We start from the raw sequence: 16,435 nt of genomic DNA on the forward strand, positions 1-16,435 counted from the left end.
AACCGGCAGCGAACGCATGACGGAAGGGCGACGCGCAGGCGTCGCCCTTTTTCATTGCCCTGTCCTGCAAGTATGTATATGTACGCGCACACGCATTGTCGCGTCGCGGCGGTTGCTGCCTACAGGAACATGATTGCTGACTGGAAGCTTACTTTGTAAATCAAGCTAAACAATTTAGCCATTTCCGTTGTATTTTGATCAAACGGAATCTTGCACGATTGACACCCGCAGCACCTGATGATTCTATAGTCCCCTCTCACTTTTGGATGGAGTTGAACAGCATGATGAAGCCAACCGTATTATCCCTGTCGTTGGGCGCGATCTTCGCTGCCGGCGGCGGACTCGCAGGCGCGGCGTTCGCACAGGATGGCCAGCCAATGCAGCGCGTCGAGATCACCGGATCGTCGATCAAGCGCATGCAAAGCGAAACCGCCACGCCGCTGAGCGTCATCAAGGCCGACGAATTCATCAAGCAGGGATTGACCACGGCCCAGGAAGCGCTGTCGCGCATTCCATCGAACCAGACCACCATGGGCAGCGGCAACGTGGTTGGCGGCAATAGCAGCGGCTTGCCGACCGGCGGCCAGGCCAGCGCCGATTTGCGCGGCCTGGGCGGCGACAAGACCCTGGTGCTGCTCAACGGCCGGCGCCTCGCCAACCACCCGTACGACAGCTCCAGCGTCGACCTGAACATGATTCCCCTGTCCGCCCTGGACCGCGTCGAAGTGCTGCGCGACGGCGCTTCCGCGATCTACGGCACCGACGCCATCGGCGGCGTGATCAACTTCATCACCAAGCGCTCGGTCACCACCACCACCATCACCGGCGAACTGGTGCGCCCACGCAAGGAAGGCGGCGACGAAGAGCGGGTCAACCTGTCCAGCGGCTTCGGCAACCTCGACAAGGATGGCTTCAACGTCTTCGGCGTGGTCGACTGGCACAAGCAGGAATCGATCAATTCGCAGCAGCGCGAATTCTCGAAAACCGGCATCGTCCCGAGCCGCGGCCTGAACCTCACTTCCGGCACCACCTTCCCCGGCAACTTCTACGATGCCGGCGCCGACAAGTCGGGCAATCCGGGCTGGGCCAGCGGTTGCAATCCGCCATTCTCGGTACCGAACGCGGACGGCATCTGCCGCCAGGATTACACGCGCCAGATCGACAGCATGCCCGACCAGAAACAACTGGCGGTCTTCGCGCGCGGCAGCATGAAGCTGGGCGCCGACCACCTGGCCAGCCTGGAATTCCTGCATTCGCAAAACGACGTGACCTCGCGCACGGCACCACCGCCGCAGACCGGGCTGATCATGCCCAACACCAGCAAGTACTATCCGAAGAGCGGCGTGTCGGGCCAGCCGCTGTCGATCAACTGGCGTCCGCTTGAATCGGGCCAGCGCACCATCGATTCGCAGGGCAAGGCCGACCGCGTCGTGTTCGGCATGGAAGGCTTGCTGGCGGGCTGGGATTACAAGGGCGGCCTGTCGCACTCGATGTCGAAGTCGAGCGAAGACTTCATGGGCGGCTATGTGGCCGATGCCGCGTTCGCGGCCGGCGTGGCCAATGGCATCCTCAACCCGTTCGCGCTGCAAGACGCGGCCGGCAAGACTTACCTTGAAAGCACCGCCCTGCGCGGGCGCGTGCAAAGCGCCGAAGTCAAGAACACCGCCTTCGACTTCAAGGCCAGCCGCGACCTGATGGCGATGGGCGGCGGCCAGATGGCGGTGGCGGTCGGCACCGAAATCCGGCGCGAGACAGCCGACTTCAACGTCAACCGCGCGATCGCTTCGCAGGCATCGAGCTCGGGCCTGTCCGGTTCGCTGTCGAAAACCGGCTCGCGCAATATCCAGGCCCTGTTCACCGAACTGAACCTGCCGTTCACCAAGGAACTGGAAGTGCAGCTGGCGGCCCGTTACGACCGCTACAGCGACGTCGGCAACACCACCAACCCGAAAATCGGCCTGCGCTACCAGCCGATGCCGCAACTGCTGGTGCGCGGCTCGGCCAGCACCGGTTTCCGCGCCCCGACCCTGTTCGAGAAAAACGGTCCGCCATCGCGCAACGATACCAACGATAGCTACAGCGATCCGATCCTGTGCCCGGGCGGCAAGGCGCAGCCAGGTTCGAACCCGCTGCGCGACTGCAACCTGCAACAGTTCAAGCTGCAGGGCGGCAATGTCAACCTGAAACCGGAAAAATCGAAGTCCTTTTCCTTCGGCGCCGTGGTCGAGCCGATCCCGAGCGTGACCTTCGCGGCCGACTACTGGAACATCCAGCTCAAGGACAAGATCGCCGCCCTGCCCGAGCAAACGATCTACGGCAACTACGCCAAGTACAAGGCGCTGTTCCTGCGTAATCCGGACGGTTCGCCGAACGCGATCGAAGACTTCCTCAACAACCTGGGCGAAGTCAAGACCGATGGCGTCGATCTCAGCCTGACCCTGCGCCTGCCGCGCACCAGCGCCGGCAACTTCACCGTGACGGTGGACGGCACCTACGTGCACAAGTACGATTACCAGAACGAGCGCAGTGGCGAGTTCATCCACAACGTGGGCCGCTACGCCGACATGGCGCCGGTGTTCCGCTGGCAGCACACGGCCGCGCTGAACTGGTCCAATGGCCCGTGGGGCGTGAACCTGTCGCAATCGTTCAAGTCCGCGTACCAGGACCAGGATCAGGTCGATCCGGAGTTCAAGCACAAGGTCGAGGCGTACAGCCTGTTGAACCTGTCGGGCAGCTACAGCGGCATCAAGGGCCTGACCCTGACCGCCGGCCTGAAGAACCTGCTGGACGAACAGCCGCCGTTCTCGAACCAGGGCACCCTGTTCCAGAAGGGCTACGATCCACGCTTCAGCGACCCGATCGGGCGCGCCGTGTACCTGCGCGCCAGCTACGCGTTTTAAGCGTTTTCAGCTGACAAAAAACCGCCGCGTTCGGCGGTTTTTTTTTCGTCCTTGCGTAAGGCATTACTCATGCGTGACGATCACGCGGCCGGGCGCCGGGGCAGTGCGTGTGCCAGCCGTCATGGTTTTCTCGTCCTCGCGGCGCTCCTTCCACAGCGGGACCGTGACATTGGCACGCTCCGCCAGCGTCTTGAGAATATCCGGGCGGGCAATCGCGAGTTCGATCAACAGCCGGGTCGAGGTATCCGGATATGAATCCTCGTTCTCATAGCGCGAAAATGCGATCACGCCTTTGCCGAATATCTTCGATGCCTGTTGCTGGGTCAAGCCATGGCGCTTACGCAGTGCCAGGTATTCCTCCCCCATCAACAGTCCTTCGTACGCCGGCTTGCGGGCGGCAAGCCGGCGCAGATTTTCCGCGTGCTGCGCGGACAAGGTGCACACAGCGCCGCACACGGTGCACGTCGATTGCAGAAGCTCCACGCTGACCGTATTCTTGTTGGGGAAAAATTCGCGGCGAAAAACCGTCTCGTGCAAGGCGCCCTGTTTGCAAACCCGGCAGCTTATGCTTGTCTTCATGGCAGTTCTCCGTGCATTCATTTATAGATGGCAGGAAACGAGCACCAGCATCAGCTCGCCATGGTCGCCCAATGAAAATTTCAAATAGATGGACAGGCCACGAGGATTTCTTTCGCCTCACACTTCGTCAAAGGGCAAGTGCTAGACATCGCATGGGAACATCTCGCCTCCATCAACTTCGCACCACTCGGACTTGTTGTAGTCACCCTTGGGTTGGCGTCCGCGACGAAGCGCGCACAGCATACGGCCGACTTGGGCATGGTCCCAGCTGTACTTCTCCAGATCGCTACGGCATTTGCGCGTAGCTACCCACATATGCTCGTCGTTCTCGAGGTCCAGGCTTGCATCAGCAATATGCTGTCGCAGCTTCCCCAGCTCAATCAATGGCCCCTCCGCGATTGTTCGCCGGCATTTCACAAATCCACGGAGAAGGCTCGCCTTGGCGGCCCATCAGAGCGACATATTTTATCGCCATGATAAATTTTAGTCGAACGTGCGCAAGAACCAGGGGATGGCACAGGATATTTCTGGCGCACTGCAGCGGCATCGCGTCGACCGGACCGACGACGGCACGCCAAAAAATTCACGCGGGAAGATACATCAAACGAGGGCCACTTGACGCTCGAGCTCAGCAGCGAAACGACGTCTCGCCATGAGGCGTGCGTCCGGGCAGGCGCACATGAAAAAACCCCGCCGGACAGAGCGTCCGGCGGGGTTTTTTACGTCATACAAGTTTCTTACAAGAGTACGCGATGGCTGTCTGTCAACCGCCGCGCACCCCGGCAATTACAGGAACTTGTAGTTCAGACGTGCATAGAACGTGCGACCCAGCGGGTTGGTGAACGTCGCATCGTAACCGACCTGGAAGTTGGCGCCGTTACGCGACGATGGTGGATCTTCGTCCGCGATGTTCTTGATACCGAAGGTCATGCTCACGTTTTTCATCGGTTTCCAGCCCAGCGTTGCGTCAAACGTCGAATAGGCATCGACCTTGCGCACCAGCGGGTAGGTAGCACTGATCAGCGATGGATCGGTGTAGTCTTCGTAGCCTTTGGTGTAGTTATGCGTCACCGAAGCGTTCCACTGGCCGATGCCGTAGGTCATGCTCAGCATGTGGCGGAATTTCGGGGTTGGACCGAAATCCTTGAACGAACCCAGATCGCTCACTTCCGGCGAACCTTCGTACTGGTAGCCGTGCTTGGTGTACTTGGTCGCATCGTAGTTCGCGCCCACGGTACCCATATCGCCCATCTTCTGGCGATAGTTCAGGTTCAAGTCGACACCAGCGGCGTAGAACTTGCCGGTGTTGACGCGTGGCAGGGCCACGTACGCCAGCGGGAAATCCTTGTTGGTGCTGCCGCGGATAGGATCTTTTTCCGATCCTGGCAAGCCTGGAGCGATCGACGGATCATAGCGGTAGTACTGGTTGATGTTGCCAGCCGGATCACCGAGTACCGTGTTTTCCGACATCGCATTGATCGACTTGTCGATTTTCACGTTCCAGTAGTCGAGCGAACCGCTGATGGTCGCGGTTGGCTGGAACACCAGACCCAGGGTGAACTGTTTCGATTTTTCCGGTTTCAGATCCGGAGTGCCGCTGTTCTGGGTGGTCAGCTGGACCGAGCACTCATCCTGCAGTTCGCCCACTGGGTTGATGCTGTTGACAGGCACGCCGTTCGGGCAACGCACCGGGTCGTGGAAGTTCGACGAGGTGTTGTTCAGCGCCTTCGGATTCAGGTTGTCGACCAGGGTCGGTGCGCGGAAGCCGCGCGCCACCGCACCGCGCGCCATGATCACGGTGCTTGGACGATAGGTGAAGCCGACTTTCGGGCTCAGGTTGTCGAACTCGGTACCGAAACCGTTTTTGTATTTGTCGTAGCGCGCAGCAAGGTTCAATTCCACGCTCTTAACGACTGGAATCACCACTTCGCTGAACAGTCCGAACACTTTACGGTCGCCGATCACGCCAGGAATTTCACCGGCACCACCGACTTCGTCACCGGACGACAGAACTGGCGAGGAGACCTGGGTCAGCGTTTCCTTGCGGAAGGAAGTACCAACCGAGAAGCCAACCGCGCCAGCAGGCATGGTGAACAGCTCTTTGGAGACGCGGAAGTCGAACTCTTTCGACACCGAGGTACCGCCGTTTTCAAAGCCGCTCAGCTGCGAACCGAGCAAGGCTGCCAGGCTGGCCGCATCCTGGGTGCCGAACACATTGATCTCGCCGGAATCGACCAGCGGTTTCAGTTTGGCATAGCTGAACTTGCCTGGACCGAACTGGATCTCGACTTCGTTCTTGCCGTAGGTCAGTGCGGTATCGTAATCCCAGCCCGCCATATTGCCTTTGGCGCCAACCACGATACGGGTGTTCTCGGTCTTGGTCAGGTCGTTGCGGCCGCCGCCGGCGACGGTGCGCCAGGTGCCGGACATTGGGCCGGTCGGGGTCACATCCATATCGGCCGCGAGCGTGGTTTCAGCCGTGGTGACGGAGCCGTTCGGCATTTTGTAGCCAGCCGGCAGGATCAGGCCCTTCGGCAGCTTGATGGTCTTCGGATAGAAACGGCCATTCGCCGGATACGTCATGGGCTTGGTGTACGGGGCCGGCGAGGCGGCCGCGATCATCTTGTCGCGGGTGTACGCCGCTTCGGCGAACAGCTCGTGGTTTTCATTGATCTTGAATACGCCGCGCGTGACGAGGTTGTCGTGCTTGGCTTCAGGAACCAGATCGATGTACTTGACGTAGTCGGTGCCGCAGCCTTTTTCGCTGTTGACGACCAGGCTGAATTCATCGTTCTTGCAGCCGTTGTAGCGGTACGGATTGACGCCCACGTACTTGTTGCCGAGGGTATCGCTGAAATTCAGGTTGGGCACGCCGTTACGCGGCGACGACTTGTTGATGCCCAGGTCTTCACGCACCGAGGTGGTCGAGAAGCTGCGGTCGGAAGCGCGCAGCTTGTCGTTTTCTTCGTGGTTGGCGCTGAACAGGATGTTGAAACGGTCGGTCGCGATGTCGCCGAAGCCGCCGGTCAGGTTAAAGCTGGTGGTATTGCCGCCGCCCTGGTCGACGTGGGTCTTGTAGGCCGATACTTCCATCCCTTTGTAGTCTTTTTTGAGGATGAAGTTGATCACGCCCGCCACCGCATCGGCGCCGTACACAGCCGAGGCGCCGTCGCGCAGCACTTCGATGCGTTCGATGGCCGACAGCGGAATCGAGTTCAAGTCGACCGGGTTGTTGCCGACCGCATAGTTCGCCACCCGGCGGCCGTTCAGCAGCACCAGGGTGTAGCGGGCGCCCAGGGCGCGCAGGTTGGCGGTCGATGGCACGCCGGAGGCGCCCACGTTGTTGGCGGACACGCCGCCACCGAAGTTACCCGGGATCAGATTGACCAGATCCTGGGCCGAAGTGGCGCCGGTGCGCTCGATATCTTCGCGCTTGATAATGGTGATCGGCATTGCGGTTTCAGCGGCCAGGCGTTTGATCGACGAGCCGGTGATCTCGACGCGCTGCATCGAATTGTCCTGGGAAGCGGTCTGCGCCACGGCAGGCAGTGCTGCGAGGCCAAGGCCGACGGCGATACCGCCCGAAAAAACCAGGCGCAATGAACGCGATAAAACGGTTTCCGTCATCATGTGTGAATCCCTTGATTTATAAAATATTAGTATTAACACCATCTTTTGGATGATGCATCAATTTAAGTAGCGAACCTTGCGGTGGCCGGGTCCGGATTGCGGAGTCCTTCCGGTGCAAGGTACAACCAGCCGAGCTCTTGGTAGCGCTGTCTCCCTCGGCTGAACTTCTTCACTTCGCTTAAAGCGACTTGTCGATTGGCGTTCGACATCTATGCCTTTTTGCCAATCAAGCCCAAGATAGAAACATATGGGAATATTTGATGTCAATGGTAAATACGGAATATGTATATAAACAACAGGATTGGTGTCGTATGCACGATTGCGCGGCATTTTTTTGCGTGCAAGCAGAGAAATTGTGATTGAATAAAGGTAATTGATTGCCGTGGTTTGCAATGCGCAGCCATGCCCACTCGTCGCGCAAGCCAATCCGATGCTGTTTGAAGCGCGCCTTGCCAGGTATGGCGCCGTTCGATATGCTGGCGCGCACGCCGGCCACGCCGGCGGCGGCGCGCCGGGAAATCAGCGCAGTGCCGGAGCAGCCCCGCGCACCATGTCAGCGAACGGTTACAGGTCCTGGCGCAAGCGGCGCTCGCGCACGGCCGCGGCCAGGCCTTCCAGCACCGCCACGCTGCTGTCCCAATCGATGCAGCCATCGGTGATCGACTGGCCATACACCAGTTCCTTGCCCGGCACCAGATCCTGGCGCCCCGCCACCAGATGCGATTCCACCATCACGCCGACGATGCGTTCGTCGCCGCCGGCCACCTGGGCCGCGATGTCGGCGCACACCGGTATCTGGTTCTCCGGCTTCTTGGAGCTGTTGGCATGCGAAGCATCGATCATCAGGCGCGCCGCCAGGCCGAGTGCCGAGATCTGCTGGCATGCCAGTTCCACGCTGGCGGCGTCATAGTTGGGCGTCTTGCCACCACGCAGGATGACGTGGCAATCCTCATTGCCGTTGGTCGAGACGATCGCCGAATGCCCGCCCTTGGTCACCGACAGGAAATGGTGCGGATGCGAGGCCGCCTTGATCGCTTCGACCGCGATCTTGATGTTGCCGTCAGTCCCATTCTTGAAGCCCACCGGACAGGACAGCCCGGACGCCAGTTCGCGGTGCACCTGCGACTCGGTGGTGCGCGCGCCGATCGCGCCCCAGCTGATCAGGTCGGCGATGTACTGCGGACTGATCACGTCCAGGTACTCGGTCCCGGCCGGCAAGCCCAGCTCGTTGATGTCGCGCAGCAGTTCGCGCGCCATGCGCAGCCCGTCGTTGATGCGGAAGCTGTTATCCATGTACGGATCGTTGATCAAGCCCTTCCAGCCGACCGTGGTGCGCGGCTTTTCGAAGTACACGCGCATGACGATTTCCAGCTCGCCCTTGAAGCGTTCGCGCTCGCCCACCAGGCGGTGCGCGTATTCCATGGCGGCACGGGTATCGTGGATCGAGCACGGGCCGATCACCACCATCAGGCGGTCGTCCTGGCCGTGCAGGATGCGGTGCAGCGCCACGCGCGAGGAGCTGGCGGTCTGCTCGGCGCGCTCGCCGCAGGCAAACTCGCGGATCAGGTGGGAGGGTGGCGTCAGTTCCTTCATTTCGCGGATGCGTAGATCGTCGGTGCGTGGCATGGTGTTCTCCGTGGCTAGGTGTTTCAAACTGGATTCAAAATGGTCGGGCTAAAAAAAAACCGCCATGACTGGCGGTTTTTCTGGATATTGCAAGATCTCGTCGTTGCTACGTGAACCTGCCGCTACTCCACCGCCTTTGGGTTGGAATTGCTAAAGTAAAAGTAGCAGGTAAAGAAAACGACGTTGTGCATGGCAAGAATCCAAAAGTGATGCAACGACTATATCAACAATTCCTGCAAATTGGCAAGCTGTTTTATCGGCGCCCGTCAAGACAAGACGCTACAAGCGGTTGCGCCTTCCCCACAATGGGCACGCCGATGCCTGTCACCTTTGATCCAGATCAGTCGTGGCGGCGCCTCCGGTGCAAAACTCGGTGCATCGCGTCCCCATCGAAGCTTGCGCCAGATCAAACCACGGTCAACTTTTCCAAATAGATAGATTGAGCTGAATCATGGTCATGTCGGCGCGCAGCGGGCGGGGCAGTCAATCGTTTTCCGGAGTCCGCAATGAACGCATCGCGCATATCGTGCTCGCTCAGGCGCCTGGTCGCCGGCGGCGGCGGGGCCAGTCTGGCCCTGCTTCCGTTCGCCGTCCAGGCGCAAGCCCCGGCCCCGCCCGGCCCCATGCCGCGGGTGGAAATCACCGGCACCCATATCCCGCGCGCCACGGCCGAAACCGCGGCCGCCGTCATCACCCTGAACCGCAACGATATCGAACGGTCCGGCAAAACCACGGTGGCCGAACTGCTGCAAACCCTGGCCGTCGACAACCAGGGCTCGGTGCCGTCCAGTTTCGGCGGCGGCTTTGCCAGCGGCGCCTCCGGCATCTCGCTGCGCGGCCTGGGCGCCGCCTCCACCCTGGTCCTGCTCAACGGGCGCAGGGTGGCGCCCTATGGCCTGGCCGACGATGGCCAGAAAATGTTTTCCGACCTGAACATCATCCCGGCCGACGCCGTCGAGCGCATCGACGTGCTCAAGGATGGCGCCTCGGCCATCTACGGCTCGGACGCGATCGCCGGCGTGGTCAACGTGATCCTGCGGCGCGACTTCCACGGCACCACGCTGCGCGCCAGCTTCGGCCAGTCGCGCGAGCGCGACGGCAACGATGGGGTCGCCTCGCTCACCTGGGGCGGCGGCGACCTGGAGGCCGACCGCTACAACGTGCTGGCCAGCCTCGAGTACGGGCGGCGCGGCGCGATCTGGAACCGCGAGCGCGCCGGGCGCGGCCACATCGGGCGCGGCGACCTGCGCGACTGGGGCTTCAGCGCCCAGGAGTCGCTCGGCGGCACCGGCGCCATCACCGCCAGCAATACCGCCGGCAGCGCCATCAACGGCAACGTGCGCAATCCCGCTACGCTCGATTACGATAACCGCGGCAACCTGGCCGGGGCCGGTTTTACGCGCACCTTTCCGGGCGCCGCCTGCGCCGGCTTCACGTCCCATCCGCAGGGCGACCCCGGCGGCGGCTGCCTGATCGATGCCGCGCAACGCTACAACCAGATCCAGCCGAGCCAGGAACGGATCAACTTTTTCGGGCGCGCCACCTTCCAGGCCACGCCGCGGGTGCAGGCCTACGCCGAGCTCAATCTGTACCGCAGCGTATCGGCCTCCTCCTCCACGCCCTCGGCGGTCAGCGGCGCGGTCGGCTATCCGGGCGGGCCGGTCAACAGTGCCGCCGTGGCGCTGGGCCCGGCCCATCCCGACAATCCCTACTTCGGTACGGCGGCGCGGCTGCGCTACATGGCCGCCGATATCGACCCGCGCATGAGCCAGATCGATTCCGATTTCGTGCGCCTGCTGGCCGGCGCCAAGGCCACGCTCGGGCCGTGGGAGGTCGATACCGCCCTGCTGTTCTCGCAAAACCAGGTCAGCAACGAACGCAGCGGATATCCGCAGCGCGACGTCGCGTTCGCGCTGCTCAATCCGAGCCCGGCCAACGTGGCGGCGGCCAGCGCCAATCCGGCCTATGCCGCGCTGGCGCCGGGCAGCGTGTGGCGCATCGCCGAAAACGCCGCCCTGAACCCGCCGGCCCTGTACGCGGCGCTGGCGCCGGCCAGGACCAACGATGCCAGGAGCCGCATCGCGCAGGCCGACCTGCGCGCCTCGCGCCAGCTGGCCGAGCTGCCCGGCGGCGCGCTCGGAGTCGCCATCGGCGCCGACTTCCGGCACGAATCGGCCGAGCTGGCCCCCACCCCCGGTACCGAGCGCGGCAACGTCATCGGCCTCGGTTACTCGGCCTACAAGGGTAGCCGCAACGTGGCCGCGCTGTACGGCGAGGTGCTCGCGCCCGTGCACCCGGCGCTCGAACTGTCGGCCGCGCTGCGCGCCGACCGCTACACCGACGCCGGCGACTCGTACACGCCCAAGTTCGGCGTCAAATGGACGCCGCTACGCACTTTCGCCTTGCGCGGCACGTATGCGCGCGGTTTTCGCGCGCCCAGCACGGCCGAAAACGGGGTCGGCGGCCTGGCCGCGTATTCCACCGCGGTCGACCCGCTGCGCTGCAGCCTGGGCGTCGAGATCGCCTGCAACCCGGCCCAGGTCGCCATCATCACCTCGCCCAATCCCGCCTTGTCGCCCGAAAAATCGCGCAGCGTCAATGTCGGCATGGTGTGGGACCCGTACCGGCGCACCACGGTCTCGCTCGACCTGTGGGAAATCAAGCGCAAGAACGACATCAACCAGGAACAGAGCGACGCCGCCATCCTGGCCGGCCGCATCGCGCGCGACCCGAGCGGCGCCACCCGGCCCGGCGACCCCGGCCCGATCGCGGCGGTGCTGGCCAGCTACGTCAATTCGGCGCGCACCCAGGTGCGCGGCGCCGACCTCGACCTGCGCCAGCGCTTCGACTTCGGACCGGGCAGCGGCGAAGCGAGCATGGATGCCAGGTGGACCCACCTGTTCAAGTGGCAGCGTACCGAGCAGGACGGCAGCATGCGCGACTACGCCGGCACCCACGGCAACTGCGACGTCACCAACTGCATCGGCACGCCCGACGACCGGGTCAATTTCAGGCTGTCGTGGGAGCGCGCGGCCTGGCGCGTATCGGCCAACGTGAACTACCGCGGCGCCATCAAGAATACCCTGTTCAAGAACGACCCCGCCGCTTGCGCCAGCCACTTCGCCGACGGCAATCCGGCCCCGGTCGACTGCGAACTGCCTTCCTTCACCACGGTCGACCTGAGCTTGCGCTGGAAGCCGGCGCCACGCATCGAAGTATTCGGCTCGGCGCAAAACATCTTCGACCAGCTCGCCCCGCTCGATCCGCTGACCTACGGCGCCACTGCCTATAACCCGCTCGACCATGCGGGCGCCGTGGGGCGCTTTTTCACGGCGGGCGTGCGCTACACCTTTTAGCAACCTCCTTTCACTCACTGTTAACCACCGGAGCAATCCATGATTGAAAAAGCCTTATCCGCCGCCATCGGCCGCGTGTGCGCCGGCGGCGCCCTCCTCGGCGCCGGCGTGCTGTCCCTGCCCGCACAGGCCCAGGCGCCCGCCGACGCCTCCCAGACCATGCAAAAAGTCGACATCGTCGGCACCTCGATCAGGCGGCGCCTGGAGGCGCAAACCGCATTGCCGATCACCTCGCTGCGGGCCGAAGACTTCGCCAAGCAGGGCCTCTCGACCGCGCAGGAAGTGCTGGCCACGATCCCCATGAACCAGACCTCGACCGGCGCCAGCCAGTCGGTTGGCTCCGGCACCGGCGGGCGCGCCACGGCCAACCTGCGCGGCCTCGGTGGCGACAAGACCCTGGTGCTGCTCAACGGCCGGCGCCTGGCCAACCATCCCTTCTTTGCCGACACGGTCGACCTGAACATCATTCCCGTCGCCGCGCTCGACCGGGTCGAGGTGCTGCGCGACGGCGCCTCGGCCATCTACGGCAGCGATGCCATCGGCGGCGTGATCAACTTCGTCACCAAGCGCTCCTACCGCGGCCTGGAAGTGAGCGTGGAAGCGTACGAGCCGGTCGGCTCGGGCGGCGGCGACGCGCAGCGCGTCAACCTCATCGGCGGCTGGGGCGACCTGGCCACCGACGGCTACAACCTGCTCGGCATCGTCGACCTGCACCGCCAATCCTCGCTGACGGCCACCGACCGCGACTTCGGGCGCACGGGCGTGCGCCCCGAGCGCGGCATGTACCAGACCAGCGGCACCACCTTCCCCGCCAACTTCTATTCGGAGAACGACATCTCCGGCAATCCGAGCTTCGCCAGCGGTTGCCGTCCGCCCTACTCGATCCCCAACCGCACTGGCGCGGCGACCTGCCGCTTCGACTACACCCAGTTCGTCGACCTGATTCCACTGACCAAGCAGGAAACCTTCCTCGGCCGCTTCAGCAAGAAACTCGGCGCCGACCATAGCGCCACCCTGGAATACCTGCACAGCCGCAGCACCAACGAAGCGCGCGTGGCGCCGCCGCCGCTGGCCGGCATCGGCCTGACCATGACCAATACCAGCCCCTTCTATCCGGGCGCCGGCATCACCCCGGCCGTGGCCGGCCTCACCGGCGAGCCGCTCGACGTCAGCTGGCGGCCCCTGGTGACCGGCAAGCGCGAAGGCCTCGACGTGAGCCTGTCGGACCGCCTGCTGGCCAGCATGGAAGGCACGCTGGGCGGCTGGGACTACAACGCCGGCCTGTCGTACGCGGTGGGGCGGGCGCGCAGCGCGTTTACCAACGGCTACGTGATCGATGCGCGCCTGATCGAGGGCGTGGGCAACGGCTTGCTCAACCCGTTCGGCGAGCAGACTCCCGCCGGCAACGACTACCTGCGCCAGTCGCTGCTCCAGGGCGAATACTTGCGCGCCAAGATCAAGAGCGGCGCCATCGACTTCAAGGCCAGCCGCGAGCTGATGAACCTGCCCGCCGGCCCGCTCGGCTTCGCGCTGGGCGGCGAATTCCGGCGCGACGAAGCCGACTACCGCGTCGACCGCGCGCTGGCCAGCCAGGCGTCCAGTTCCGGCTACGCCGACGCCCAGGACCAGAGCGGCAGCCGCAACATCGGCGCCGTGTTCACCGAGTTCAACATCCCCGTCATCAAGGACCTTGAAGTCAACCTGGCCGCGCGCTACGACGACTACACCGATTTCGGCCACAGCGTCAACCCCAAGGTGGCGCTGCGCTGGCAGCCCAGCAAGCAGGTACTGGTGCGCGGCTCGTTCAACAAGGGCTTCCGCGCCCCCACCCTGTACGATCTGCACGGGCCGCAAACCACCACCAACACCAGCAGCCCCTGGGATGATCCGGTGCTGTGTCCGGGCGGTACGGCGGCTCCGGGTGCCAATCCCAATCTCGCCTGCGACCAGCAGCAAAACCGGCGCCAGGGAGGCAACCCCGACGTCAAGCCGGAACGCTCGCGCACCTACAGCGCCGGGATCGTGCTCGAACCGACGCGCGACCTGACCTTGTCGCTCGACTACTGGGATATCCGGCTGAAGGACCAGATCAGCGCGCTGGCGGAGGAATCGATCTTCGGCAACTACCAGAAATACCAGAACCTGTATTTCTACAATGCCGCCCGCACCCGGCTCGACTACGTGCTGACGATCACCCAGAACCTGGGCGAGGTCAAGACCCGCGGGGTCGACCTGGGACTGCTGTGGCGCCTTCAGCGCAGCCAGTGGGGCAATTTCACCGTGGGGGTCGATGGCACCTGGGTCGAGCGCTACGACTACCAGAACGAGCGCAACGGGCCGTTCACCGTCAACGCGGGGCGCTATGCCGATGCCAGTCCGGTATTTCGCTGGCGACACAACGCCAGTCTGGGATGGACCCGGGGTCCCCTGAACATGACCCTGTCCAACCGCTACCTGTCCGGTTACGACGACCAGCCCGATGAAAACGGACTCGTGCCCGGCCGCGTGGGACATTACTCCACCTGGAGCCTGGCAGGGACCTACACGGCCAAGCAGAAGGTCAGCGTGACCGCCGGCGTCAAGAACCTGCTCGACGACGACCCGCCCTTCACGGTCCAGAGTACGACCTTCCAGCAGGGCTACGATCCGCGCTACACGGATCCGCTCGGACGGACGTTTTACGTGAGGGCCACATACAAGTTCTGAGTCCGACGTATTGAATGCGGCCAGCGCGAATGCCAGCCGGAAAAACACAAAGGGCGCACCAGAAAGTGCGCCCTTTGTGAAACAGTGCCGGCAATGAAGGTGCCGACCGGCCCTGGAACGCTTACGCGGTACCGCCCACCGTCACGTCTTCGATGCGCAAGGTCGGCTGGCCCACGCCGACCGGCACGCTCTGGCCTTCCTTGCCGCACACGCCCACGCCGGAATCGAGGCGCATGTCGTTGCCGATCATCGATACGCGGTTGAGCACGTCCGGACCATTGCCGATCAGGGTGGCACCCTTGACCGGATAAGTGACCTTGCCGTTTTCGATCATGTAGGCTTCGCTGGCTGAAAACACGAACTTGCCGTTGGTGATATCGACCTGGCCGCCGCCGAAATTGACCGCGTACAAACCGTTCTTGACCGAGGCCAGGATTTCTTCCGGGTCCTTGTCGCCGCCCAGCATATAGGTGTTGGTCATGCGCGGCATCGGCAGGTGCGCGAACGATTCGCGCCGCGCATTGCCGGTCACCGGCATTTTCATCAGGCGCGCATTCATCGTATCCTGGATGTAGCCCTTCAGAATGCCATCTTCGATCAGGGTGGTGCACTGGGTCGGATTGCCTTCGTCATCCATGTTGAGCGAACCGCGGCGGTCGGCCAGGGTGCCGTCGTCGACCACGGTCACGCCCTTGGCGGCCACGCGTTCGCCAATGCGGCCCGAAAAGGCCGACGAACCCTTGCGGTTGAAGTCGCCTTCCAGCCCGTGTCCGATCGCTTCGTGCAGCAGCACGCCGGGCCAGCCCGGTCCGAGCACGATGGTCATCGGACCGGCCGGGGCCGGACGCGCATCGAGATTGACCACGGCCGCCTTGACCGCTTCTTCCGCGTAGCGCTCCAGCACCACGTCGTCGAAGTAACCATAGTTATAGCGCCCGCCGCCGCCGGACGAACCCATTTCGCGGCGTCCGTTCTGCTCGACGATGACCGTCACCGAGACCCGCACCAGCGGCCGGATATCGGCCGCCAGCACGCCATCGCTGCGCACCACCAGCACCACATCGTACTCGCCGGCCAGGCCCGCCATGACCTGCACCACGCGCGGATCTTTCGCGCGCGCCATTTTTTCCACGCGCTCGAGCAGCTTGACCTTGGCCGTCGCGTCAAGCGAAGCGAGCGGATCGTTGGGCAGGTAGAGCGAGCGTCCGCCCACCGGCGTCATCGAGGACGCCACCTTGATCTTGCCGGCCCCGGCGCGCGCGATGGTGCGCGTGGCCGCGGCCGCGTCCAGCAGGGCGCGTTCCGAAATTTCATCGGAGTACGAAAAAGCGGTCTTGTCGCCGGACACGGCGCGCACGCCCACGCCCTGGTCGATCGAGAAACTGCCGGTCTTGACGATGCCTTCTTCCAGGCTCCAGCCTTCGCTCTTGGTAAACTGGAAATACAGGTCGGCGTAATCGACCTTGTGGGTGAACATCGTGCCCAGGGTGCGCAGGAGCTTGCCTTCATCGAGGCCAAATGGCGTCAGCAGCACATCGCGCGCGACAGCCAGGGAGGAGAGATTCGGTTCGAACGGGGTCATTTTGCGGGTCTTTCAGTGTGGATCAGCCATTGTGCCATAGTCGGCCCCTTGCGGTA

At 63.2% G+C, this 16,435-nt stretch carries 7 protein-coding genes; 3 read left to right on the plus strand and 4 right to left on the minus strand.

Annotation, left to right across the window (positions count from 1 at the left end):
- Positions 1-281: 281 nt before the first annotated feature.
- A complete protein-coding gene (locus F2P44_RS09465; protein ID WP_167086450.1) occupies positions 282-2,900 on the plus strand; it encodes a TonB-dependent receptor in 2,619 nt (872 codons plus the stop codon).
- A 63-nt stretch (positions 2,901-2,963) separates the two neighbouring features.
- Here the strand turns inward: F2P44_RS09465 and F2P44_RS09470 are convergent, their stop codons facing one another.
- The 3 genes from F2P44_RS09470 to aroG all read right to left on the minus strand — a co-directional run bounded on the left by F2P44_RS09470 (position 2,964) and on the right by aroG (position 8,735).
- Positions 2,964-3,500, minus strand: a complete 537-nt coding sequence (locus F2P44_RS09470; RefSeq protein WP_308610059.1) for a type II TA system antitoxin MqsA family protein — start codon at positions 3,498-3,500, stop codon at positions 2,964-2,966.
- 765 nt (positions 3,501-4,265) lie between these two features.
- Positions 4,266-7,109: a TonB-dependent receptor plug domain-containing protein gene (locus F2P44_RS09475; RefSeq protein ID WP_167086452.1), complete on the minus strand. Its 2,844-nt coding sequence runs from the start codon at positions 7,107-7,109 to the stop codon at positions 4,266-4,268.
- 564 nt (positions 7,110-7,673) lie between these two features.
- Positions 7,674-8,735 carry a 3-deoxy-7-phosphoheptulonate synthase AroG gene (aroG, locus tag F2P44_RS09480; RefSeq protein ID WP_167086453.1) on the minus strand — a complete coding sequence of 354 codons (1,062 nt, stop codon included), beginning with the start codon at positions 8,733-8,735 and terminating at the stop codon, positions 7,674-7,676.
- 506 nt (positions 8,736-9,241) lie between these two features.
- On the opposite strand from aroG, the gene F2P44_RS09485 reads away from it, so the two are divergent.
- Together F2P44_RS09485 and F2P44_RS09490 are read left to right on the plus strand one after the other, a co-directional pair.
- Complete coding sequence (locus F2P44_RS09485) at positions 9,242-12,091, plus strand: TonB-dependent receptor (protein ID WP_167086454.1); 2,850 nt, start codon at positions 9,242-9,244, stop codon at positions 12,089-12,091.
- Between the two features lie 39 nt (positions 12,092-12,130).
- Positions 12,131-14,797, plus strand: a complete 2,667-nt coding sequence (locus tag F2P44_RS09490) for a TonB-dependent receptor (protein ID WP_167086455.1) — start codon at positions 12,131-12,133, stop codon at positions 14,795-14,797.
- 121 nt (positions 14,798-14,918) lie between these two features.
- Here the strand turns inward: F2P44_RS09490 and tldD are convergent, their stop codons facing one another.
- The gene (tldD, locus tag F2P44_RS09495; protein ID WP_167086456.1) at positions 14,919-16,379 is read right to left on the minus strand and encodes a metalloprotease TldD; all 1,461 of its coding nucleotides are present in this window, start codon (positions 16,377-16,379) and stop codon (positions 14,919-14,921) included.
- Positions 16,380-16,435: the final 56 nt, after the last annotated feature.

Origin of the sequence: Massilia frigida (assembly GCF_011682175.1) — a bacterium.
Taxonomy (GTDB): domain Bacteria; phylum Pseudomonadota; class Gammaproteobacteria; order Burkholderiales; family Burkholderiaceae_D; genus Telluria_A; species Telluria_A frigida.

Bases quoted from the DNA above. Each gene is read 5' to 3' on its own strand.
- tldD (WP_167086456.1), bottom strand. From the start codon at position 16,379: ATGACCCCGTTCGAACCGAATCTCTCCTCCCTGGCTGTCGCGCGCGAT.
- aroG (WP_167086453.1), bottom strand. From the start codon at position 8,735: ATGCCACGCACCGACGATCTACGCATCCGCGAAATGAAGGAACTGACG.
- F2P44_RS09465 (WP_167086450.1), top strand. From the start codon at position 282: ATGATGAAGCCAACCGTATTATCCCTGTCGTTGGGCGCGATCTTCGCT.
- F2P44_RS09475 (WP_167086452.1), bottom strand. From the start codon at position 7,109: ATGATGACGGAAACCGTTTTATCGCGTTCATTGCGCCTGGTTTTTTCG.
- F2P44_RS09490 (WP_167086455.1), top strand. From the start codon at position 12,131: ATGATTGAAAAAGCCTTATCCGCCGCCATCGGCCGCGTGTGCGCCGGC.
- F2P44_RS09485 (WP_167086454.1), top strand. From the start codon at position 9,242: ATGAACGCATCGCGCATATCGTGCTCGCTCAGGCGCCTGGTCGCCGGC.
- F2P44_RS09470 (WP_308610059.1), bottom strand. From the start codon at position 3,500: ATGAATGCACGGAGAACTGCCATGAAGACAAGCATAAGCTGCCGGGTT.